Source organism: Buttiauxella ferragutiae, assembly GCF_022637515.1.
GTDB lineage: Bacteria > Pseudomonadota > Gammaproteobacteria > Enterobacterales > Enterobacteriaceae > Buttiauxella > Buttiauxella ferragutiae.
Genome location: NZ_CP093332.1, coordinates 3,523,190 through 3,546,584 on the forward strand (window position 1 = coordinate 3,523,190; position 23,395 = coordinate 3,546,584).

The 23,395-nt window shown below is 48.7% G+C and carries 24 protein-coding genes and 2 tRNA genes; 20 read left to right on the forward strand and 6 right to left on the reverse strand.

What is annotated here, in order from left to right:
* The first annotated feature begins 171 nt into the window (after positions 1-171).
* The 13 genes from MNO13_RS16340 to MNO13_RS16400 all read left to right on the forward strand — a co-directional run bounded on the left by MNO13_RS16340 (position 172) and on the right by MNO13_RS16400 (position 13,432).
* On the forward strand, positions 172-1,230 hold the full coding sequence (locus MNO13_RS16340) for an ATP-grasp domain-containing protein (RefSeq protein ID WP_241939018.1): 1,059 nt from the start codon (positions 172-174) through the stop codon (positions 1,228-1,230).
* Positions 1,231-1,240: 10 nt separating this feature from the next.
* Positions 1,241-2,383 carry a phosphoribosyltransferase domain-containing protein gene (locus tag MNO13_RS16345; RefSeq protein WP_241939019.1) on the forward strand — a complete coding sequence of 381 codons (1,143 nt, stop codon included), beginning with the start codon at positions 1,241-1,243 and terminating at the stop codon, positions 2,381-2,383.
* A complete protein-coding gene (locus MNO13_RS16350; RefSeq protein WP_241939020.1) occupies positions 2,376-3,149 on the forward strand; it encodes an HAD family hydrolase in 774 nt (257 codons plus the stop codon). The genes MNO13_RS16345 and MNO13_RS16350 overlap by 8 nt, the downstream gene beginning before the upstream one ends.
* Positions 3,150-4,232, forward strand: a complete 1,083-nt coding sequence (locus tag MNO13_RS16355) for a cysteine protease StiP family protein (protein ID WP_133522522.1) — start codon at positions 3,150-3,152, stop codon at positions 4,230-4,232.
* Positions 4,232-5,188 (forward strand): HpcH/HpaI aldolase/citrate lyase family protein, encoded by a 957-nt coding sequence (locus MNO13_RS16360; RefSeq protein WP_237930906.1) that lies wholly within the window; start codon positions 4,232-4,234, stop codon positions 5,186-5,188. The genes MNO13_RS16355 and MNO13_RS16360 overlap by 1 nt, the downstream gene beginning before the upstream one ends.
* 10 nt (positions 5,189-5,198) lie before the next feature.
* Positions 5,199-6,422 (forward strand): DUF4236 domain-containing protein, encoded by a 1,224-nt coding sequence (locus MNO13_RS16365; protein ID WP_241939021.1) that lies wholly within the window; start codon positions 5,199-5,201, stop codon positions 6,420-6,422.
* Positions 6,423-6,424: 2 nt separating this feature from the next.
* The gene (locus tag MNO13_RS16370; RefSeq protein WP_064548120.1) at positions 6,425-6,904 is read left to right on the forward strand and encodes a ribbon-helix-helix protein, CopG family; all 480 of its coding nucleotides are present in this window, start codon (positions 6,425-6,427) and stop codon (positions 6,902-6,904) included.
* A 343-nt stretch (positions 6,905-7,247) separates the two neighbouring features.
* The gene (locus MNO13_RS16375) at positions 7,248-7,886 is read left to right on the forward strand and encodes a vWA domain-containing protein (RefSeq protein WP_241939022.1); all 639 of its coding nucleotides are present in this window, start codon (positions 7,248-7,250) and stop codon (positions 7,884-7,886) included.
* A gap of 19 nt (positions 7,887-7,905) precedes the next feature.
* Positions 7,906-8,547: a TerD family protein gene (locus MNO13_RS16380; RefSeq protein ID WP_064548124.1), complete on the forward strand. Its 642-nt coding sequence runs from the start codon at positions 7,906-7,908 to the stop codon at positions 8,545-8,547.
* 1 nt (position 8,548) lies between these two features.
* The gene (locus MNO13_RS16385; protein WP_064548125.1) at positions 8,549-9,187 is read left to right on the forward strand and encodes a vWA domain-containing protein; all 639 of its coding nucleotides are present in this window, start codon (positions 8,549-8,551) and stop codon (positions 9,185-9,187) included.
* A gap of 94 nt (positions 9,188-9,281) precedes the next feature.
* Positions 9,282-10,322 carry a TerY-C metal binding domain-containing protein gene (locus MNO13_RS16390; RefSeq protein WP_064548128.1) on the forward strand — a complete coding sequence of 347 codons (1,041 nt, stop codon included), beginning with the start codon at positions 9,282-9,284 and terminating at the stop codon, positions 10,320-10,322.
* The gene (locus MNO13_RS16395; RefSeq protein WP_337927076.1) at positions 10,322-11,902 is read left to right on the forward strand and encodes a PP2C family serine/threonine-protein phosphatase; all 1,581 of its coding nucleotides are present in this window, start codon (positions 10,322-10,324) and stop codon (positions 11,900-11,902) included. The genes MNO13_RS16390 and MNO13_RS16395 overlap by 1 nt, the downstream gene beginning before the upstream one ends.
* A 30-nt stretch (positions 11,903-11,932) precedes the next feature.
* Positions 11,933-13,432, forward strand: coding sequence for a helix-hairpin-helix domain-containing protein (locus MNO13_RS16400; RefSeq protein ID WP_064548132.1), 1,500 nt, complete (start codon positions 11,933-11,935; stop codon positions 13,430-13,432).
* 75 nt (positions 13,433-13,507) lie between these two features.
* On the opposite strand, the gene MNO13_RS16405 is transcribed toward MNO13_RS16400, so the two are convergent.
* The 3 genes from MNO13_RS16405 to MNO13_RS16415 form a co-directional block, all read right to left on the reverse strand.
* A tRNA-Ser gene (locus MNO13_RS16405) sits at positions 13,508-13,595 on the reverse strand.
* 166 nt (positions 13,596-13,761) lie between these two features.
* Positions 13,762-13,849, reverse strand: a tRNA-Ser gene (locus MNO13_RS16410).
* Positions 13,850-14,012: 163 nt separating this feature from the next.
* Positions 14,013-15,641, reverse strand: a complete 1,629-nt coding sequence (locus MNO13_RS16415; protein ID WP_064548134.1) for an ABC transporter substrate-binding protein — start codon at positions 15,639-15,641, stop codon at positions 14,013-14,015.
* 225 nt (positions 15,642-15,866) lie between these two features.
* On the opposite strand from MNO13_RS16415, the gene yccA reads away from it, so the two are divergent.
* Positions 15,867-16,526, forward strand: coding sequence for an FtsH protease modulator YccA (gene yccA, locus MNO13_RS16420; protein ID WP_121813931.1), 660 nt, complete (start codon positions 15,867-15,869; stop codon positions 16,524-16,526).
* A gap of 109 nt (positions 16,527-16,635) precedes the next feature.
* On the forward strand, positions 16,636-16,965 hold the full coding sequence (tusE, locus tag MNO13_RS16425) for a sulfurtransferase TusE (RefSeq protein ID WP_064548138.1): 330 nt from the start codon (positions 16,636-16,638) through the stop codon (positions 16,963-16,965).
* On the opposite strand, the gene yccX is transcribed toward tusE, so the two are convergent.
* Entirely contained in the window at positions 16,962-17,243 is a 282-nt protein-coding gene (yccX, locus tag MNO13_RS16430) for an acylphosphatase (protein WP_064548140.1), read from the reverse strand. The genes tusE and yccX overlap by 4 nt on opposite strands.
* A gap of 90 nt (positions 17,244-17,333) precedes the next feature.
* Here yccX and rlmI point away from each other — a divergent pair, with 90 nt between their 5' ends.
* Complete coding sequence (gene rlmI, locus MNO13_RS16435; protein ID WP_064548142.1) at positions 17,334-18,524, forward strand: 23S rRNA (cytosine(1962)-C(5))-methyltransferase RlmI; 1,191 nt, start codon at positions 17,334-17,336, stop codon at positions 18,522-18,524.
* A gap of 60 nt (positions 18,525-18,584) precedes the next feature.
* Positions 18,585-18,902, forward strand: a complete 318-nt coding sequence (gene hspQ / locus MNO13_RS16440; protein ID WP_064548144.1) for a heat shock protein HspQ — start codon at positions 18,585-18,587, stop codon at positions 18,900-18,902.
* A gap of 30 nt (positions 18,903-18,932) precedes the next feature.
* On the opposite strand, the gene MNO13_RS16445 is transcribed toward hspQ, so the two are convergent.
* On the reverse strand, positions 18,933-19,346 hold the full coding sequence (locus MNO13_RS16445; protein ID WP_121813933.1) for a CoA-binding protein: 414 nt from the start codon (positions 19,344-19,346) through the stop codon (positions 18,933-18,935).
* Positions 19,347-19,532: 186 nt separating this feature from the next.
* On the opposite strand from MNO13_RS16445, the gene csgI reads away from it, so the two are divergent.
* Together csgI and mgsA are read left to right on the forward strand one after the other, a co-directional pair.
* The gene (gene csgI, locus MNO13_RS16450; protein WP_121813934.1) at positions 19,533-20,198 is read left to right on the forward strand and encodes a curli synthesis inhibitor; all 666 of its coding nucleotides are present in this window, start codon (positions 19,533-19,535) and stop codon (positions 20,196-20,198) included.
* Between the two features lie 95 nt (positions 20,199-20,293).
* Complete coding sequence (gene mgsA / locus MNO13_RS16455; RefSeq protein ID WP_064548147.1) at positions 20,294-20,752, forward strand: methylglyoxal synthase; 459 nt, start codon at positions 20,294-20,296, stop codon at positions 20,750-20,752.
* Here the strand turns inward: mgsA and helD are convergent, their stop codons facing one another.
* The gene (gene helD / locus MNO13_RS16460) at positions 20,753-22,807 is read right to left on the reverse strand and encodes a DNA helicase IV (RefSeq protein WP_241939023.1); all 2,055 of its coding nucleotides are present in this window, start codon (positions 22,805-22,807) and stop codon (positions 20,753-20,755) included.
* Positions 22,808-22,939: 132 nt separating this feature from the next.
* Between helD and MNO13_RS16465 the strand changes: the two genes are divergently transcribed.
* Positions 22,940-23,386 (forward strand): YccF domain-containing protein, encoded by a 447-nt coding sequence (locus tag MNO13_RS16465; RefSeq protein ID WP_064548151.1) that lies wholly within the window; start codon positions 22,940-22,942, stop codon positions 23,384-23,386.
* Positions 23,387-23,395 lie beyond the last annotated feature (9 nt).

Genomic DNA, 23,395 nt, shown 5'->3' on the forward strand with positions numbered 1-23,395 from the left:
ATTCATTTAATAGCATTGATTTATAAGGATAATTACTTATGTTGACACAACAAATACATCTCTATTTCACGTAATCATTGTAAATCATAATATGATTGACAAGTGTATTATACCTTTTTAGACTCGGATCACTATCTTAAAAGGCTGCTAACTTCAGGTAAATTTGCAAACATGAGTAATAAAATTTGGCTAATGGAAGGTTTATCGTCGCAAAGAGACATCATCCAGGGAATGAAGTCTTTCGCGGGAAAAATGCGGACTGACATCACTGTTTACGCCTCACATCGCAATGAACGGAATGAAATTCTTTCCGTCGCCGACTTTTCTCTGGCAGAGCCTAAAGATGCCGAAATGCGCCTGCCTTTCATCCTCTCCACGGTTGCAGAATGGGATATTAATGCCATTCATACGGGCCGTAATTGCCTGTGGTTTGAAAACCACCGGAAAGAGATTGAGGAATCAGGTGTTTCACTGACTACCGGTGCATCCGGCCCACAGTGGCTAGAGATGGCCGATGACAAAGTGACTTTTGCACAAGTGATGGAGGAGAATCACCTCCCGGCAGTGCCATCTTTGCGCATCAACTCAATAGAAGAATTGCAGCATTCCCTTAGTCATTCTCCATTTGAAGGCCAACAGCTTTGCGTAAAACCTGTTACAGGAATTTATGGCATGGGTTTTTGGCGTTTTGATGACAATGCGTCTTCCATGGACGTTTTTAATTATCCTGAGAAACGTATCGTCCACCCAGGACAGTACATCGAAGCACTTGCCGGAACACCGGCGTTTACTTCTCTGGTTCTAATGCCTTATCTTCCCGGCCCTGAATATTCCGTTGATATCCTGGCAGACAAAGGTGAAGTGCTTGCCGCGGTTGCCCGTCGTAAAGAAGGGGCGCTTCAGCACCTTGAAAACAGCGGTGAAGCGTTTGAGTTAGCCTGTGCCTGTGCCAGAGCGATGAAGGTAGATGGTCTGGTTAATGTGCAAACCCGCAATAACAACTCCGGAAGGCCGGTTCTGCTGGAAACTAACATGCGGCCATCTGGCGGCATTGGCTATACACAACACAGTGGTGTCAATTTACCCGGCCTGTTTGCATTCCATAAACTGGGTCTGATGTCTAAAACGGAAGTGATTGAGATGGCAAAGAACGATTTCGTTCCAGCAACGGTGAGATCTGTAACAGATGTTATCGGTTATTCAACTCATTTAACTAACCGACTGAACTGAAGGATTAATGATGTCTTTAGTGAATAATGATGCTGTTTATCGCCGTACGCTTTCCTGCGGCACAATTCAGGTCACCAGCGGGCAGCAGGATGTTGTGTTGGATGATTTGTTTGATATTGCTGAAAGACGCAACCCGAAACGAGCATTCCTGTTTGTCAGTAAAGTGCTTGGTCGCCATATCCCGGTGTCACCCTCCATTATGCGTCAGGTGTATCGCCAGTTAGCTGAGCAGTTTCCTGATGGCATGACCGGTCCCGTTCTCGTCATCGGTATGGCTGAAACCGCCGTGGGTCTGGGGGCCGGGGTATTTGATGAACTCCGTCACCGCTTCAGTGAGTCCGTTTATCTGACATCCACACGTCACCCGGTCGACGGCGAACTGTTATGCGAATTTAAAGAAGAGCACAGCCACGCGACAGACCATCTCATTTATTTACCGGATGACCCGGAAATGCGCCGCAGAGTCTGCGAGGCTCGCACCATCGTTCTGATTGATGATGAAGCGACAACCGGCAATACCTTTATCAACCTGCTGGCCGCATTGCGTGACACCAACCGCCTGGCTCACCTGAAGCAGGTTGTGACCGTGACACTCACTGACTGGAGCGGTGATGCCCTCACTAAGCGCTGCCCTCTTCCGGTCAACACCGTTTCACTGGTCAGCGGGCAGTGGCACTGGGAGCCGCTCCCGGATGCGCCAGTTCCTGTGATGCCGCTGGTTAATGTCACCTCACGTGGTGCGGTTCCGGTTACCGGAAAGCAGTCCTGGGGCAGGCTCGGCATGACGATCCCCGCCCGGGATTTAGGCCGCCATGTTGTGACATTTTCGGGTGAACGTGTCCTGGTGCTGGGAACCGGAGAGTTTGTCTGGGAGCCATTCCTGCTGTCAGAGCGTCTTGAAGCGCAGGGAGCCACGGTTCACTACAGCTCCACAACCCGATCCCCCATCGCGACCGGCTTTGCTATCCAGTCGGCGATTGCGTTCACGGATAACTATGGTCTGGGGATCCCTAACTTTGTGTATAACGTGGCCCACCAGAAGTTTGACCGCGTTCTGCTATGTACCGAGACGCCAGCAGAAAGTGTAGATCAGCAGCTGTTAACCGCATTGTCTAACGTTGCCCCTGTTGTGGAGATTGTGACCTATGAATAAACCTGTTGTATTGAGCGATCTCGATGACACGCTTTTCCAGACCCGCCGTAAAATGGTGGATGAACTGGCGCTTGAGCCCTTCCGTACCGGTGCGCTGGACCGCAGTCTTACCCCCCGCAGTTACATGACGGAAGAACAGTCTATGCTGGTGGACTGGCTGCTGGAACAGGCTGAACTGATCCCGGTGACGGCCCGTGGCACGGAAGAAATCAGTCGTGTGCAAATTCCCTTTAGCTCCTGGGCTGTCACCACTCACGGTGCGGTCATCCTTACTCCTCAGGGGCAACCGGATGAAGAATGGAAAGCGCATATACTTCAAAGTCTGGCCCCGTATTACGAAAGACTGACGGGAATGCAAAGGCAAATCACGGAACTGATGGATGCCCGAGGGATTAATGCCTGGGCGCGCCTTAACTACGAGTACGACGGCGTACCGATTTATCTGGTGATGAAACACCGCGACAGCACACGCCTTGATGAACTCAATGCGATTGCCGATGAAATAGAACAATTGTTCCCAACCGATGGTTTTTATATCCACCGCAACAGTAACAATGTTGCCTGGCTACCTCATCCGGTTGAAAAAGGCCTGGCCGTGACCTGGCTTCTTGAAAAACTGCGATCTGAACGGGGTATTTTCCCGGTGATTGGCCTCGGCGACAGCCTGAGCGACCACCGGTTCATGAAGCTATGTAGCTGGTATGGTCTGCCTCGTCAGAGCCAGTTTGCTGAAGCCATTTCACACCGTATTTTTGGAGAAAAATAAATGCAGCCTGAATTATCGACCTTCTCGGGCTCCTACTCGCCTGATGATGTGCAGTTTTTACTCCAGCCGGTGGCCATGGAAATGACGCCTGTTGATCTGAAAGAAGAGCTGATCCAGTCCGGTAAAAAACATTACTCCGATATGCTGAGTCAGGAGCCTGCCCCTACACAGTGGCATCTTGACCTGTTTTCACGCGCCCTTGATATGGGCGCAGCACGGCTGGCAAAAGAGGTATCGCAGCTTGCACGGGAACTCGTTAAGCGATTTGGTGATGAGCCCATTATCCTTGCCAGCCTTGTCAGAGCCGGTGTGCCGTTGGGTGTGATGTTACAGCAGGCACTCCGGGCCATGGGGAAAAGTTCCTTTCATTACGGGATAAGTATCATCCGTGACAGGGGAATTGATACCGCTGCACTGGAATTGATCGAAGCCCGACACGGTACGCACGGCATTGTTTTTGTCGATGGCTGGACCGGTAAAGGCGCGATTACCGGCGAGCTGGTCCGTTCGCTGAAAGGTCGGAACGGGTATCCTGAACAACCGCGCCTTGTCGTGCTGGCCGATCCCTGCGGATGCTCATGGCTTGCCGCAAGCGCAGATGACTGGCTTATCCCCTTTGGCATTATGGGTGCCCCCGTCTCAGGGCTTATCTCCCGCTCAGTCTGGACCGATAAAGGGCTGCACGGGTGTGTCGTCTGCGACCATCTCACTGATTATGAATGCAGCCGGATGCTGGTAGAAACCGTGGCGCGTTTCCGTGAACAGCTTGATGGTCAGGAATTACCAGCACTGGTCTGGGAGACTGAGGAAAACACCGGGTTATGGCAGCAAAGCCGAGAAGTTATTTCCAGCCTGGCAAATAATTATTCGGTAGACAGCATCAATCGAATCAAGCCGGGGATTGCAGAGGCCACAAGAGCCGTTTTACGCCGAGTGCCTGATCATGTCTTTGTCCGCTCGGTGGATGATCCCGATGTTGCACTGCTGGTTGGGCTGGCCTGGGATAAAGGTATCCCGGTGACAGAGATGGGTAACGCTATCGGCCAGTACAGGGCCGTCACAATCATTAAAAAGGTGCTCTGATGGACAAACGTCTTTCGCCCTGGAATCTGGGGGCCACGCTTTATATGCCTGCCACCCGACTGGATATTGCCGATGCTGTCCTGCACGGAAAAATTCCGGGTCTGCGCTCTCTGGTTATCTGTCTGGAAGATGCCGTCAGCGAGGGTGACATTCCTCAGGCACTGCAAAATCTCAAACGATTACTCCAGCAACTGAATGCCGCAAAAATTAACAGTGGCAATAATGAATGGCCGCTGGTATTCATCCGCCCCCGCCATCCTGATATGGGTCAATGGCTGGTTGAGAACCTTGACCTCAGTGCGATAGATGGCTTTGTGTTGCCGAAATTCACACTCTCCTCTTTGCCTGTTTGGTGGGACATCATGGCGGATACGCATTTGTGCCTGATGCCAACGCTTGAGACAGAAGAAGTTTTTGATGTCGTTCAGATGCGCGAACTGGCCACTACGCTGTTGTCCCACCCCTGCCACGCGCGAATTATTGCGTTACGCATTGGCGGGAATGACCTGATGAATGTCGTTTCACTCAGACGCCCGCGTAACCTGACGCTTTACGACAGCCCTATGGGTTATGTCATAAAAATGCTGGTTTCTGTTTTTGCCCCACGTGATTTTGCGCTGACCGCTCCGGTCTGTGAGCATATTGACGACCACGCAGTGATGGCCCGTGAGCTGTCGCTGGATATGGCTCATGGTCTGGTAGGAAAAACAGCGATCCATCCGGGGCAGATTGACGTTATTGAACAAGCGTTAATGGTTTCCCCAGGCGAACACTCAGATGCCCTGCGTATTCTTAATTCGACCCAGGCGGTTTTTAAATCCCAGGGGGCAATGTGTGAACCAGCAACCCATCGACGCTGGGCCGCAGGTATTCTGGAACGTGCCCGGGTGTATGGGCTGACATCCGAGAAAAATCCGGACGGTATCAGACTGATGCCTGTGTCTCAGCATAATTAAGGTTGTCATCATGGGATTCAGATTTCGAAAATCGATCAGCATTATTCCGGGTGTCCGGGTTAATTTGAGCAACGGCACCCCCAGCCTGAGTGTGGGTCCTCGTGGTGCGTCTGTTTCTTTTGGTAGCCGTGGAACGTATGCAAACCTGGGTGTGCCTGGGACGGGGCTCAGTTACCGTACCCGTCTGGACCGTTCTGCTCGTTCACGAAGCGGAGGGAGCACTCAATCTGATCCGGCGTTGCATCACGCCCTCGAAGAGGAAGTGCTGGCTTTAATGTCAGCCGTACACGCGATAACCAATATCCATGAGCTGACGCCAGACATATCCACGGGCACAACACTGGCCGAACTGGAGTCTCTCTATCTGCGAAGCCTTATGGAACCCTTTCAGATACCGGCCCCGGTTCGCCCGGTTAAACCTGAAAGCCAGGCGATGCCTGCACAGCCTGAGAAAAACGAGGGGGTAGGTTTTCTTGGCAAGTTATTTGAATCTGAATCAGCTCGTACAGCTCGTCATGCTGAAAATCTTCTGCGCTGGGAGCTGGAACTGGCGGACACGGTGCGCGAAAATGCATTGCAGCTACAACGATATCAACAGCAACGAGCTGCGTGGGCAGAGCAATATGCCAACTGGCAGCATGAGGCGAATGAACACGCAGTAAAGCTGGAATCATCCCAGGCAAATGCACAGCAACAATTTTTGAGTGACAGTGCCTGGTTTGAGTCGGTTCTATCCGAAGTACTGTCACAGACTGAATGGCCGCGTGAAACTCTGGTGGCATTCGAAGTCAAACCTGAGCAATCCGTAGTCATGCTTGATGTCGATTTACCCGAGATTGAAGATATGCCTGATAAAATTTACAGCGTGAATGCCCGGGGGACCGAAATTACAGAGAAAGCCATGAGCCAGAAGGCACAGAGAGAAAATTATGCACGTCATGTGCATGGATGCCTGATGCGTCTGGCCGGTATCGCCTTCTATGCATTACCCTTCGATACGGTGATTATTTCTGGATTTACTCAACGGATCAGTAAACGCACGGGGTATCTGGAGGATGAATACATTACTTCCTGCCGGTGCAATCGTCAGGTGATGGAAAAACTTAATTTTATGGGAATACAAAATGTGGACCCCGTAGAGACACTGAACAGCCACACTGTTATCAGAAAGATGAGCTCAACATTCATTTTTCAGCCAATTGAACCACTGACTTTGAATGCAGGCTTTAACTGAATATGCAACTTAACACCAGACAGGCACGGCTTTTTACTCTTGCCAACCTACTCGGCTCAGGAAAGCAGATCCCTGCGCACGATATCATTAACAGTCTTGATTGTTCTGAGCCGACGCTCACCCGTGCACTCAAAGAGCTCAGAGACTCCTATTCAGCTGAAATTAAATACAGTAAAGCTAACCATACTTATCAGCTGGTCAATTCGGGTCAACTGGATAAAAAAACGTTGCGTCGTATGAATGAAGTCCTCACTTTAAATGCCGAACTGAAAACCAGTAAATCGAGCGGAAGAGTGGTGCTGGACAAGGATAAGAAAACGGCTGTTTCGCTATCTTTGCGTATGAGAATTCTTCGAAAAATAGATAAACTTGCTGAACTTTCAGGGGTATCACGCAGTGAAGCTGTGGAACAAATAGCAGAAAAGGTTGTAGATGATCTTTTAAAAGAATTTATGGATAAAAAGCGTAGAGAGCATAAATAACATCTCAAAAAACAATACCTGGCCAGGAATTCTTAAACATAAGCCACGATAGCTCAGATAAATTCAACTAAATACCCCCCATTATTTGGGGGGGGTTACGATGAATTAGATTATTACAATGAGCCGCGAAAGCAGGGAATAAAAAACCACTCTTCAGGTCTCATCCCCCTATCAGAGTTATTGCGCTTCAGTGACATAAATCAAAATTAACTCGTAATCATTCCCTTCCATTTAAAGAAAACTCTCCGTCGCTTGACACTTCACAGCCAGTGTTGAGATAACTCTCTGCTCAAGAATTGAGTACATCAGTTGATACTACTTAAAATTAAAGCAGGTAAATCATATGAGAAGACTACCCGTCTACCTATTGCTCGATACTTCGGGATCGATGATGGGAGAACCTATTGAAGCTGTGAAAAATGGCGTACAAACACTGCTCACAACTCTCCGGCAAGATCCGTATGCTCTTGAAACAGCATTTATATCTGTAATTACTTTTGATTCTACTGCCCGGCAAGTTACCCCTCTCACCGACTTATTAAACTTTAAAGCTCCCAATCTCGTCGCCAATGGCACGACCGCACTGGGAGAGGCCCTTTCCCTCGCAGCAACCTGCATTGCTAATGAAGTGCAAAAAACCACTGCCGAAACCAAGGGTGACTGGCGTCCCCTGGTCTTCATCATGACAGACGGTTCCCCAACGGATGACTGGCGTAAAGGCGTTAGCGACTTTAAAACAGCAAGAACGGGTGTTGTCGTGGCTTGTGCTGCTGGTCATGGCGCTGAATCAAAAGTTCTGCAAGAAGTTACGGAAATAGTTCTTCAGCTAGACACGGCTGATTCGACATCAATTAAAGCCTTTTTCAAATGGGTTTCAGCCAGCATTTCGGTAGGCAGTCAAAAAGTGGAATCAGGTAAAAAAGAGGTCATTGGTCTTGATGACTTACCGCCACCACCGCCTGAAGTTAACGTTGTTCTCTAAAAATAATTAGGAGGGATCTATGAGCGTTAGTTTGAGTAAGGGACAAGGCGTCAGCCTGAAAAAAAATGAATTCGATTTATCCTCTGTCACTATTGGTTTGGGCTGGGATATTCACGAAGAGAAAAAAGGTTTTCTTGGCAGTCTTCTTGGCAAAAAAGAAGAAGAATACGATCTGGATGTTGTCGCGTTTCTTTGCAACGCTGAGGGGAAAGTAACCGACCTGGGAGGCATGCAAAATGGCAAACCGACTCTGGTTGGCGGCGACATTATTTTCTTTAACAGCATGAAACACCCTTCCGGGCAAATCTGGCTCACAGGTGATAACAGGACCGGAGCTGGTGACGGCGACGATGAGCAAATTATTGTTAAACTGAACACCCTCGATCCGAAATACCACAAAATTGTATTCATCGTACAAATTTATAATGGCGTTAAGCTGAACCAGCACTTTGGCAAAGTAGACAATGCCTTTATTCGTGCTGTAGATGCTCGTCATGTCGAAATGGCACGCTTTGACCTTTCTGGGGGAGCCTCGTTTACAGGCAGGCGCTCAATGCTGTTTGCGGAACTGGTGCGTGAAAGCACCGGCTGGAAGCTGACAGCCATTGGTGAGCCTTCGGACTCTGACACCTTCGTGACTCATCTGAAAGGCTATCTATGATATGAGAAGGCTACCCGTTTACCTGCTGATCGATACCTCAGGGTCAATGCGTGGTGAGTCCATTCATGCGGTTAATGTTGGCATACAGGCCATGCTCAGTGCGCTACGTCAGGATCCTTACGCGCTTGAGAGTGCACATATTGCGATCATTACTTATGACAATGAAGCCCGTGAGTTTATTCCACTGACAGCTCTTGAAGACTTCCAGTTCTCTGACATCAACGTGCCAAATGCAGGTGGCACTTTCACTGGGGCAGCACTGGAATGTTTGATCCAGTGTGTCGACCGCGATATCAGGCGCTCAGATGGCGACCAGAAAGGTGACTGGCGTCCGCTGGTGTTCCTGATGACGGACGGCGTACCTTCAGATACATACGCTTATGGCGAAGCCATCAAAGAATTAAAAAAACGCTCGTTTGGTTCAATCATTGCGTGCGCCGTCGGGCCAAAAGCTAAACATGAACCGCTGAAGCAACTGACATCCCAGATAGTGGCACTCGAAACACTGGACTCAACAGCATTTGCTGGCTTCTTTAAATGGGTGTCTGCCAGTGTCGCCTCAGGAAGCTCGAGTGCGGGTGTCACCGTCAGTCAGGATAACCTCCCTCCCCCACCTCCTGAAATTCAGCTGGTTTTGTAAATTGATGGTAAGACACTTTCGGTGTTTTGCTTTTTTTATTGCTTCAATGCGCGCAGGTTTATTACACGTAGTTTGCGCCATATAGGGTGTGATTATGAGAAGACTGCCCATCTTCTTCGTCCTCGACTGCTCAGAGTCCATGGTCGGAGAAAATTTGAAGAAAATGAATGATGGTCTGCAATTGATCGTCAACGATGTGAAAAAAGATCCCCACGCACTGGAAACCGCATGGATTTCCGTGATTGCGTTCGCCGGTGTGGCCAGAACTATTGTTCCCCTTGTTGAAGCAGCCTCTTTCTATCCTCCCCGATTACCCATCGGTGGCGGAACGAGCCTTGCAGGCGCTTTGCGGGAGTTAACCCGTCAGATTGATACTCAAGTCCGGAAAACAACAGAAGAACGTAAAGGAGACTGGAAGCCGGTGGCTTATCTCCTCACTGACGGGCGGCCCACGGACGATGTCACTGCTGAGATTAAACGCTGGAAAGAACAATACGCCCGTAAAGTTAATCTTATCGCCATTGGACTTGGGCCTTCTGCTGACCTCAATGTTCTGCGACAGCTGACGGAGAATGTTCTGTTGTTCACGGACACCCGCGAAGGTGACTTTACTCAGTTTATTAAATGGATCACTGCATCGGTTTCTGCTCACAGTCGTAGCGTCGGTGAAGAAGCCCCTCCTTTGGTTAATGCCACTGACTATATTGTTCGTCTGGCCAAAGATGAGGTTGCGCGTGCCTATGATGAGAATTGCGTTACGCTAACAGGGCGATGCAGCCGCTCCAAACGCCCTTATCTGATGAAATATGAACGCCCGGCAGTCAATCTTTCGACGCTGGATTTCAAGCTCAATATTAATAGCTTCAACCTCGCCGGATGTTTTCCGATAGATGAGGACTATTTTTCCTGGACTGACGAATCGGCATCTTCCCTTCAGGTCAATACCAGCGAACTTAACGGCGTACCCGGCTGCCCTCACTGTGGTAATGCCAGTGCATTTGCTCTGTGTACTTGTGGAAAGTTGCTCTGCGTAAACGGGCCTGACGACGTCATTTGTCCATGGTGTGATAAAGGACTGTCGTTTAATAACGAAGGCGATCATTCAGATTTTGATGTCAACCGGGGAAGAGGCTGATGGAAAGGAATGCTAACTTATATCAGAAAGTATTATCACAGGTTCTAGAGTTTCATTCGCTTGAAACAACCGATTCAGGCCGTGTTCAATTATGCTCAGACACAGAACTTCAGGATATTTTCGATGACCTGGTCGCCCGTATTGAGAATAAAGCGGCGACTTATAAACCGGAAAATAAAGCAGAATCTGCATCCGTGGAACAACAGCTTGATGAGCCAGTGAGTCCGGATAGTCCTTCCGAAAAAGAGCGAGAACCAAATGCAGACAGCGATAAAGACTGGCAGCCTGTGCAATTCCTCTCTCTTGAATCCACGAATATTCCCCGGACGCCTTTGCCAGAGAATTCCATTTTAAAGCCAGGACAAATCCCCAGCGTAGCTGCCTTTTTTTCTGTAGAAACTTTTAAGCCTTTACCTCCGGTTGCAAAGATTAATATCGCTAATGCCCGGGCAGGGACACATTTTCATTCAGAAATAGATATTTCACTCGATAATGGCGAAGTGGCGAGTATTCAGTGCGTGGATTTTGCTAAAGAGATCGGCGTCACCTTCGACCTGACAACCTCTGCATTGACAGGAACGCCTTTAGAAAGTGGCGATATTGAAATGACCGTTACCTGGAGTCGCAGTAATGGTCAAATCCACTCTGATAAGGTGATATTTATTGTGAACCCCGATCCCCGTAGCCTTTGGAAAATAATCGATCCTCCCGCTGAGGATAAATACTTCAAAGAGAACATCGACCACAAATTGCTTCATGAACGAGATATAAGGATCGCTGCTGCCAGCCGCAGGGGGCGTTCGCATGAACATGTCGGCTCCTTCAGAGATGATGATTTTTACATATCTCATTGCCCAGACACTGGCTGGAGCATCATGCTGGTGGCCGATGGTGCCGGAAGCGCCAAAAACTCTCGACAAGGTTCCCTCATAGTCACCGACACAGTGGGTCAGTATCTGACTAAGTATTTAGGTGGCGATCGCGGGCGTGAGCTAAGTGAAATAGTCAAACGTTGGGAACAGGCAGATCAACAAAACATTGGTGCCGCGTTAACACACCAATTCCATCAGGCCTCAATCATGGCCGTCAATAATATTAAAAATGAGTCCATCGCTGCCGAAGAGTCGGTGAAATCCTATTCCACCACACTGCTCGTTGCCGTGACTTACCGCAGTGGAGATGACCTTTTCGCAGCCTCTTTCTGGATGGGCGACGGGGCGATTGCTGCCTACGGACCCACGGGGAAAGTCCGTGTGCTTGGTACTCCTGACAGCGGAGAGTATGCAGGGCAGACACGTTTCCTGGACGCCGATGCAGTTCAGGACGCTGAATTCAGTAAGCGCGTAAGCATCGGAAAGTGGAAAGACATCTCACATTTAATCCTGATGACTGACGGTGTTTCTGACCCCTTCTTCGAGACTGATAACGGTTTGTTGAAGGCCGAAAAATGGGATGTGTTGGTGAGTGAGCTATCTCCTGCTTTGAACGATATAGACAAAACGTCAGAGCAACTGGCCGAATGGCTTAATTTCTTTATTCCCGGCAATCATGACGATCGGACTATTGTCGTTTATTGGTAGCGGAACGAACCTCATCGCTGGTGGTTATTAATGGCAAATATTATTACTTGTGTGACAAAGGATGGTGAAACCGTCCAGTTTGTCGATGAAATTATTGGATCCGGTGGGATGAAGGACGTGTACTTCTCCCCAGACAAGTCATATGTCGTCGCCTTTTACAAAAAATCGCAAATCGGGCAGGCCAGAGAACGTATCGATATGATTACTGGCCGGTATCGACAAAGTATTTTTGAACAATCAGGAGGAGACTACTGGAAAGAGTTATTCTGCTGGCCAACCCATGTTGTGGAACACGAAGGTAAAATTGGTGTCGTGGTGCCGACTTATCGAAACCATTTTTTCTTTAAGTTTGGTTCAAAAAATAACGATTTCCTTGGCATCAAGGGGCGTGAAAAAGAAGGCAAATGGTTCGCAAGTGCAAATAATCAGAACAAATTTTTAGATCCTCGTGAACGCGGTAATTTGCTCAGCTACCTAAAAGTGTGCCTTTTACTGACAAGAGCCGTCAGGAGAATGCATGCGGCCGGACTCTGCCACAGTGATCTGAGCTATAAAAATGTTCTGATTGACCCGGAACAGGGACATGCCTGCATTATTGATATTGATGGTCTCGTGGTGCCCGGTAAATATCCACCTGATGTGGTCGGCACACCGGATTTTATCGCGCCGGAAGTGGTAAAAACGAGCCATTTACAGAAAGACGATCCAGCAAGGTTTCTGCCGAGTATTTCAACCGATCGCCATGCTCTGTCAGTGCTGATCTACATGTATTTGTTTTATCGACACCCTCTGCGTGGTGGGAAAATCCACGACATGGATGACGAGATGCGCGATGAGTCACTTTCAATGGGTGAGAAAGCCCTATTTATTGAGCATCCTACCGATAAAAGTAACAGCGTAAAACTCAATCAAGTGAGTCCTTTTTCATTACCCTGGGCTGATCCCCAAAAGATCCCTTACAACATTATGGGACCTTATCTGACGCCGCTATTCGAGAAAGCATTCATTGATGGGCTGCATACCCCTTCTGCTCGTCCTACTGCTGATGAGTGGGAAACTGCATTGGTGAAGACTGTTGATCTCATCCAACCCTGTCAGAACAAAAGCTGCGAACAAAAATGGTATGTTTTCTCCGGTAAAACAAAACCGGTATGTCCGTATTGCGGCACTGCCTATAAGGGGAAATTACCGATTTTGAATTTGTACTCTTCCCGGAAAGCGGGCAGTTATCGCCCGGACGATCATCGTTTAATGGTTTGGGATGGACAGTCACTTTTCGCATGGCACGTGAACAGACTTGTTGCCCCTAACGAACGCACGACCGAAGCTCAGAAAAAGCGTGTAGGCTATTTCGTTTTTCATAATCAGCAGTGGTGGTTGGTAAACGAAGGAATTTCCGGGCTATTGTCGTTGCCAGATAAAAAGGTTGTGGCGATTGGGGATAAACTTGAATTAACAGACGGTAAGCAATTTGTTCTTAGCCAGGAAGAAGGTGGCCGACTTATCGTTGTCCAGTTAGTTGAAAACTAATGTTGTTGTGATCACCGACGGGTAAAACAATATAAAAGCAAAAAGGGGTCGCCTTTCGGCAACCCCTTCGAATGTTGGTGGAAGCGTAGAGATTCGAACTCTAGAACCCTTTCGGATCGCCGGTTTTCAAGACCGGTGCCTTCAACCACTCGGCCACGCTTCCAACGAGGCGAACTATAAACATCCCGATACTTTCTGTAAAGTGCGATTTTGTTCGTTCGCCTGAAAAATCATCAAATCTGGTTTATTTGCGTGAAACATCGACAACCAGAAGCAAACAAGCAGAAACGAAAAAGCCCCAGCTTATTTCTAAGCTAGGGCTTGAATGTTGGTGGAAGCGTAGAGATTCGAACTCTAGAACCCTTTCGGATCGCCGGTTTTCAAGACCGGTGCCTTCAACCACTCGGCCACGCTTCCAACGAGGCGAACTATAAACATCCCGATACTTCCTGTAAAGCACGATTTTGTTCGTTCGCCTGATAAATCACCAAACCTGTGTTGTTTGAGTGAAACTCCAACAATTTGATTAGTTTAACATCACAAATCATTGCGAGATCGGCGTCCCGCAATGAAATGGGTTTTAGTGTTTTTTGATGTACATATCTTTGGTGTAGTACACACCGCGGTTGTTTGGCGCGTATCCGCCGACAAACGGTTTCACTAGCTGGGCTAAGACATAGTGATAAACCGGAATGGCTGGCACATCTTCCGCCAGTTTGTCCTCAGCTTGCTGATAGAACTTACCCCGTTCCTCAACGGTGCTAGCTTTTGCCGCGTTTAGCAGTGCTTCATCGTACTGCGCGTTGCTGTATTTCGAGTTGTTCTCACTATTACCTGTACGGAAGGTATTGAGGAAGGTAGAGGCATCATCGTAATCAGCTACCCACGCATAGCGCACAACGTCGAAAGTCCCGTTGTGCATAGTATCAAGCATGGTTTTCCATTCCTGGTTTTGCAGCTTCGCTTCTACGCCCAGATTTTTGCTCCACATTGAACTGACGGCGATGGCAATCCGTTTGTGGTTTTCTGAAGTGTTGTAGAGCAAGTTAAAGCTCAGCGGATGTGAAGCATTGAATCCCGCCTCTTCCAGTAGTTTTTTGGCTTCAGCGACGCGCTTCTCGTGGCTCCAACTCGCATATTCAGGAGATTTTATCTCCACCCCGCCGATGTTCTTCTGGCTGACAACCCACGCAGGCGTTTGCCCCTGCCCTAAAACTTTCTCGGCGATGATGTCTTTATCGAGCGCCATGTTCAGCGCACGACGTACACGTGGGTCATTGAACGGGGCTTTAGTGGTGTTGAACTCGTAATAGTAGGTCGCCAGTTTCGGCGTAACATGAACCTGGTCTGGAATGGATTTTTTGAGCGAGCCAAATTGCGTTTGCGATAAGGTATAAACAATATCAATCTCACCTGCTTTATAACGATTGATGTCTGCCGTTTCTGAAGCGATAGGCAAATAAGTCACTTTATTAATAACTGTGTGGCTGTCGTCCCAGTATTGTTTGTTACGCTCGCCGATCACTTTCTCGTTCACTACCCATTGCGCCAGTGTATAAGCACCGCTGCTGACGAAATTACCCGGCTGCGTCCATTTATCACCAATCTTCTCAACCACTGCTTTGTCGACAGGCACCATAGACGGGTGCGCCAGCATGGCAAGAAACGCAGCTGTGGGTTGAGTCAGCGTAACTTGTATCGTGGTGGCATCAAGAGCCTTAACCCCCAGCGTATCAGGTGACTGCTTTCCAAGTGCGATATCCGCAGCGTTGGCGATGTGCATCCCACCGGGATAACTGGCATAAGGTGATGCTGTTTTCGGGTCAACCAAACGCTGCCAACTCCAGACCACATCTTCAGCGGTTATCGGCTCACCGTTAGACCACTTAAGGCCGGGACGAAGATGGAACGTCCAGATAGTGTTGTCCTTCTCCTCCCATCGTTCAGCTAGTCTCGGCTCAATCGAACCGTCGTTACGCACAGACACCAGCCCATCAAAAAAATCGCTAATGATGTTAAATTCAACGTCACTTTCGACTTTATGAGGATCAAGCGAGGCAGGTTCACTGCCATTGTTACGCACCAATTCTTGTTTTGCAGCCAGTTCCGTACCCGCGGGTACGTTCGCGGCCCACGCCCCAGAAACTGCGCTAGCCAATCCAATAGCGATAATCGATTTTATAAAAATGTTGTGGTTATTAGCTTTCATTACACACGCCTTATTTGAGTTATTAACGACGGTACGGTTAACACTCTTAGCAACAGTATTAATTTAAGCAATAATTTTCAGCCACATATAAGTGAATTTTATGACGCATGTCCGGTCTGTTATGCAAATAAGGCAAGGTAAAGATGGGTAAAAGGGCTTTCTTGCAATAAAGGAGACTATTATTCTCAGCCACTATAACCACCTGCCATAAGAGAGAGTTTCTGAATGGATCGCATAATTACTTCCTCGCGTGACCGTTCGTCACTGCTGAGTACCCACAAGGTACTGCGTAATACCTATTTCCTGCTCAGCCTGACGCTGGCATTTTCTGCGATTACCGCAACCGCCAGCACCGTGTTGATGCTGCCATCTCCGGGCCTGATTTTGACGCTGGTCGGCATGTATGGTCTGATGTTTTTAACCTACCGTCTGGCTGATAAACCAACGGGCATTCTGGCAGCATTCGCGTTCACAGGCTTCCTGGGTTATATCCTCGGGCCGATGCTTAACTCATATATTTCCGCCGGTATGGGCGATGTGATTGGCATGGCGTTGGGTGGTACCGCGTTGGTATTCTTCAGCTGTTCGGCGTATGTGCTGACCACCCGTAAGGATATGTCCTTCCTCGGCGGCATGCTGATGGCGGGTGTCGTCGTTGTGTTGGTCGGTATGGTTGCGAATATCTTCCTGCAATTACCTGCCCTGCACCTGGCAATTAGCGCGGTGTTCATCCTGATCTCATCCGGCGCCATTTTGTTTGAGACCAGCAACATCATTCGTGGTGGCGAAACTAACTATATTCGCGCAACAGTGAGCTTGTATGTTTCTCTGTACAACATCTTTATCAGCCTGTTGAGCATTCTGGGCTTCGCAAGCCGCGATTAATCATCGGTTGTGGTGCCAATAAAGCCTCGCTTAATCGCGGGGCTTTATTTTTTCTGACACCTTAAAATTTGCTACACTGCGGCCAGTTTGTCTGGAGCAAAGAATAATTATGTTGATGTTTGAAGGCCGAGAAATCGAAACCGATGCCGATGGTTATCTGAAAAATAGCCACGAGTGGAGCGAGCCGCTTGCCGAAGTGATTGCGGCAAACGAAGGCATTACGCTGGCAGTAGAGCACTGGGAAGTAGTGCGCTTCGTACGTGAGTTTTACCTGGAATTTAATACTTCTCCGGCTATTCGTATGCTGGTCAAAGCGATGGCGAATAAATTCGGCGAAGAGAAAGGTAATAGCCGCTATCTATACCGTTTGTTCCCGAAAGGGCCGGCCAAACAGGCGACAAAAATTGCCGGTCTGCCAAAGCCGGTGAAGTGTATTTAGTAGCGAATACTAAAGTCTGTCCATTGGCGGTCGGGTTGGTGAGGCTCAGTCAGCACTTTATCAACCCGGGCACTGCGCGGCCCTCCTGCTTTTAGCCACGCGACAAGTTTTTCAACCTGTGGTGCATCACCGCAGGCTAATACCTCAACGCTACCATCATCCATGTTACGGGCATAACCGGTTAAACCCAGTTTTAGTGCCTCACGTTGTGTGCTGTAGCGAAAACCAACCCCCTGAACCAGGCCGTGGACCCAGGCAAGTGTGCATACTGTGGTCATAACTTCCTCCGTTTCGGGTTCTTACGTTGCATTTAGCCGGTGTTAACCGGAAAATGACGCCCAAATCTTAGCAAGAAAGCATAGCAAATTATGAGTGTACGTTTAGTGTTAACCAAAGGGCGCGAAAAATCGTTATTGCGCCGTCATCCGTGGGTGTTTTCTGGTGCCGTCGCACGTATGGAAGGCAAAGCTAATCTCGGCGAAACAATTGATGTTGTCGACAGCCAGGGAAAATGGTTGGCACGTGCCGCCTATTCTCCTTCTTCGCAAATCCGTGCGCGCGTCTGGACTTTTGATGCCAACGAAAACATTGATATTGCCTTCTTCACTCGCCGTTTGCAGCAAGCGCAGCAGTGGCGCGAATGGCTGGCGACTCGCGATGGGTTAGACAGCTATCGTTTGATTGCCGGCGAATCTGATGGCCTGCCAGGTGTGACGATTGACCGCTTCGGTAATTTCCTTGTACTGCAATTGCTGTCCGCTGGCGCAGAATACCAACGCCCTGCTCTGGTCGCTGCACTGCAAAATCTCTATCCAGAATGCGCTATCTATGACCGCTCAGATGTTGCGGTGCGTAAGAAAGAAGGCATGGAATTGACGCAAGGCCCAGTGAGCGGTGAATTGCCACCTGACTTGTTGCCAATCGAAGAACATGGCATGAAGCTGCTGGTTGATATTAAAGGTGGCCATAAAACTGGTTACTACCTTGATCAGCGCGACAGCCGCTTTGCGACTCGCCAGTATGTGAAAGATAAGCGTGTGTTGAACTGCTTCTCTTATACCGGTGGTTTTGCAGTTTCCGCACTGATGGGCGGATGTCAGCAGGTTGTCAGTGTTGATACCTCTCAGGATGCTCTGGATGTTGCAAAGCAAAACGTTGAGCTGAACAAACTCGACCTGAGCAAAGCCGAATTCGTGCGTGATGATGTGTTCAAACTGCTGCGCAAATACCGCGATCTGGGTGAGAAGTTCGACGTTATTATTATGGACCCACCTAAGTTTGTCGAAAACAAGAACCAGCTGATGGGCGCTTGCCGGGGTTATAAAGATATCAACATGCTGGCAATCCAGTTGTTGAATCCGGGTGGCATTCTGATGACGTTCTCCTGCTCAGGTTTAATGACGACAGATTTATTCCAGAAAATCATTGCCGATGCCGCCGTAGACGCCGGGCGTGATGTACAATTTATAGAGCAGTTCCGTCAGGCCGCCGATCACCCCGTGATCGCCACCTATCCGGAAGGGTTGTATCTGAAAGGGTTTGCCTGTCGCGTCATGTAACTTGAAAAGCAGGAAGTTGCCCGCACATTAATTGCAGGTAATGTTTCTCAGGAGGTGACTATGATTGCCAGCAAATTCGGCATTGGCCAGCAAGTAAGACATTCTTTGCTGGGATATCTGGGAGTGGTGGTCGATATCGACCCAGAATACTCTCTGGATGAACCCGCAGAAGATGATCTGGCCGACAATGATGCCCTCCGTCGTGCACCCTGGTATCATGTAGTAATGGAAGATGATGATGGCCAGGCAGTGCACACCTATCTTGCTGAAGCCCAGTTAAGTGGGGAGTCACAAGACGAGCATCCCGAACAACCGTCAATGGATGAATTGGCGGCTTCGATACGGCAACAGCTTCAGGCACCTCGCCTGCGTAATTAGCAAAAACCCCGCAATTGCGGGGTTTTTTAATTATTTAGCCAGGCCTAAGCGAGGAATTTCAATTGCCGGGCATTTGTCCATCACCACGTTTAAACCGGCATCCTGTGCCAGCACGGCAGCCTGCTCATTGATGACGCCTAACTGCATCCACAACGTTTTTGCACCGATAGCAATAGCTTCTCTCGCAACTTCCCACGCAGCCTCTGAATTTCTAAAGACATCGACCATATCCACTTTCTGTGGAATATCTGCAAGAGATCCATAGCCTTGCTGCCCCAACAGCGTTTTACCGGCCACTTTTGGTGACACGGGAATCACTTCGTATCCTTGATCCAGCAAATATGCCATCACCCGATAGCTTGGGCGATCTGGTTTATCACTGGCTCCCACCAGTGCAATTGTTCGGGTGCTTTTTAAAATAGTTTCGATATCTGCCTGTTTCATCACACTCTCCGCTGGGACTTCGTTATCAAAAGTGTATGCCATCCGCTACTGACTCACCATCTTTCCCATACACAGGTAGTAGAGCAATTTTGGAAAATATGTCTATATGTTAATGAACTATCCTTATGAAAAATTTTGATACATTCAGTAAGGGATAGTCCCATTTACCCATGGCAGGAGAAATTGATGAGAACGGTGTTCTTTATCGCAATATGTTGGATCTCTCTTTTGCCGCTTGAATTGCGGGCAACAACATTACGTTTGTCCACAGATGTAGATTTGCTGGTGCTTGATGGGAAAAAGGTTTCAAGCTCTTTGTTAAGAGGGGCTGATAGTCTTGAGCTGGATAACGGGCCGCACCAACTGGTATTCCGCGTTGAGAAGAATATTCGTACCAACACACGTGAACAACGTCTTTATATATCCCCACCTTTAGTTGTAAGTTTCGACACTAAGGAGGTCAGCCAGGTCAATTTTAATTTACCCCGTATTGAAAATGATAAAGAAAGTGATGAGTTTGACCGTACTCCGCATCTCCAGTTACTGGATGGTGGTGCCACAGTCATCCCTCTGAAAGTTGATATCCTGCCAGTAAAAGTGACGCCACAAGGGATTGATTACGAGCAAGATACCCAGTTTTACAACAAATCTGGGAAGGTCGCGTCAATAAAAGGATTCGCCACGATGATGGCTGATGATAGTACATTGCTGTCGCGCACATCCGAACTTGATACACCGCCGCCTCAGTCAGAAACATTAACCGAACAGCGTCTCAAGTACTGGTTTTTACAAGCAGACAAACCCACTCGTGACCGTTTCTTACAATGGGTGAAAGATAAGCCTGAGCAATAATTACCTTTCTGTTCCCGCATTTTTACCACCCTTCTCTTGCAGCATCAGTGGCTTCCAGTAAGCTGTAGGCATTATTAATTACTCAGGATTAACCAATGGAATTAACGAGCCGCACCCTGGCGGAAAAGAAGCATGTCGCGCTGGTCGCGCACGATCACTGCAAAGATGCGTTGTTAAAATGGGTTGAACGCCACAAGGCAGTACTTGCCCAGCATGTACTGTACGCAACCGGTACCACCGGGAATCTGATCCAACGCGGCAGCGGTCTGGATGTCAATGCCATGCTAAGCGGCCCAATGGGCGGCGATCAACAGGTGGGCGCATTGATTTCCGAAGGGAAAATTGATGTGCTAATTTTCTTCTGGGACCCGTTGAATGCCGTTCCACACGACCCGGATGTTAAAGCATTACTGCGTCTGGCGACGGTGTGGAACATTCCTGTGGCTACCAACTTATCCACCGCCGATTTTATTATTCAATCGCCGGGGTTTAATCAGTCAGTAGAAATTTTGATCCCTGACTATGCACGTTATTTGGCTGAGCGACTGAAGTAACTACGGCCGATTGGCAGCGGGCACGCCAAGATGTTTCAGGATATCAACAAAACTGGATGGTTCTTTTTTGTTGAATAACAGCCAGACACGATGACGGGCCCGCGTCATCGCCACATACAGTAACCGCCGCTCTTCAGCATCCGGATAATCTTCTGGTTGTGGCAGTAACGCCTCTTCCATGACCGATTCGCGCGCCACAGCCGGGAAGCCATCTTTCCCCTGCTGTAATCCCAGTATCACAACATAATCAGCTTGTTGCCCTTTACTGGCGTGAATAGTCATGAAATCAATGGCCAGTTTTGGCCAACGCGTCGCAGCCTTTTCCAGAATTACCGGACGTAAATGATGGTAACGCGCCAGCACCAGAATGCGCTGTTGGGGCTGTACATATCCGCTCATCTTATCGAGTAACGCTTCAAGCTGGTCATCGGCTAATAATGTGACAGCTTTTTTATCACCTTTAGATAAGCTGTTTAATGGTTTAGCAAGTTGATGCGGGTTCTGCTGCACGAATCGATTCGCGATTTCACCGATGCGGTCATTGAAGCGGTAAGTGGTATCCAGTGCACACTGGTCCGCCTCACCAAAATGTTGAGTAAAGGCGGTCGTCAGCGACATTTCTGCACCGCTGAAACGATAAATCGCTTGCCAGTCATCGCCCACGGCATACAAAGAAGTATGCGAGTTTTGTTTTCTCAGTGCCGCCAGCAATGCAGCTCGCTGAGGCGAGATGTCCTGAAATTCATCAACTAAAATATGCTTCCATGGGCTAATAAAACGCCCTTTTTCCAGCACATTCACAGCCTGATGAATCAGACCTGAAAAATCGACCGCTTCTTCGGACTTCAGCGCCGTTTTCCAGGCTTTTAATAGCGTAGCCATGAGCTTGATGCGTTTAGCGAACACATCACGAATATCCTCAGGCGCAGAGGCAATCATTTCAGCCTGAGAGCCCCCATGCATACGCATTAATCCCAGCCATCTGTCTAAGCGGCTGGCGAGGCGTTTTGCTAAACGTTCATCCTTCCAGTATTCACCTTCCGGCACATGCCATTGCAACTCGTCACTCAGCCACTCGCGCCAGCCTTTAGCCTGCGCTTTTTTCTCACGGCATTGTTGCTGCCAGCTTTCAATCAGCAATTGATGGCGTGCATCGGTATCAGATTCCAGTTCGCTAACACGTGGCACCTTTTTGCTGCCTTGCTGAATAATATGCAGCGCTAATGCGTGGAATGTACGGGCTGAAATCGCATCGGTTTGGAGGCGTTCAGCGATACGCTCGTCCATCTCCTGCGCGGCTTTGCGGCCAAATGCCAGCAATAAAATTTGATCTTCACTGGCCTCGCCACGTTGCAACAACCAACCTGCACGAGCAACCAGAACAGAGGTTTTTCCACTTCCCGCTCCTGCCAGAACTAATAACGAATCTTCGCCATTAACCACGGCGCGAGCCTGAGAGGGATTCAGTGGCGAGCTTTCTATTTTCTGGAAGAAATCAGCATACTTTTCAAGCATGTGATTGGTGAAAGAGGTATTGCGTTGATGTCGGCGTTGCTCGCCTTGTTCAAGCCAGGCTTTGCACTGCAGCCAAATTTCACGACAATTTTCGAAATCTTCCAGCCGGGCTTGCGGCATAGGTAATGCAGAAAACGCAGCACGCACGTTTTGTTGTAATGCCTGCATGTCGCTGCGCCTGAACCATTTTTCCTGCTGAATCCTGCGCGTAATCTCAGCGTGCTGCTGGCGTAAAACCTGAGCCGCAACTTCGCTCATTTCGGCACTCCAGTTTTGCCAAAGCTCATTGAGATGATGATAAAAGCGCTGCGTTTCGCTCCATTCAGTCCCATGCAGACGCACCACTTTGTCATCAGGCAGGACAAACTCAAGTTCCCCCCACACCAAGCCGCGCTTGCAATTAATGGCTATTAACTGATTGAATGGAATAAGATATTCATGGCGTTCGCCCTTTACCTCGACACCAGCAGCCAGCAATCTCACACGATTATAGGGATGTTGTGCTAAATGTTTGCCCAGGGAGGTTGCTTTCAGTTCCATTACGCTTTGCCTGATCCAAAATAGAGGTTGTGGTTAAGTTTACTCGCCGAAGGAATGACGCTCCAGGGTAAAAACGCGTTACAATTGTTGTGGTTATTCATTTGTCTACATTCATATCAACGAAGAGTGATTATGCGTACAGTCCTTAACATCTTGAACTTTGTACTGGGCGGTTTTTTGACCACCCTATCCTGGTTGCTGGCCACTCTTGTCAGTATCATTTTTATTTTCACGCTTCCGCTGACTCGTTCCTGCTGGGAGATAACCAAACTCTCTTTCGTACCGTACGGTAACGAAGCCATTCATGTTGATGAGCTCGAGCCGCAGAGCAAAAGTGCCATCATGAATACCGGTGGTACCTTGCTGAACATTGTTTGGCTGGTATTTTTCGGATGGTGGCTCTGTGTGCTGCATATCTGCACCGGGATTGCACAATGCGTCACTATTATCGGCATTCCTGTGGGAATCGCTAATTTCAAAATTGCTGCTATCGCGCTTTGGCCGGTTGGCCGCCGTGTGGTTTCCGTTGAAACTGCGCAGGCTGCACGTGAAGCAAACGCCCGTCGTCGTTTCCAGTAAATCAGACAA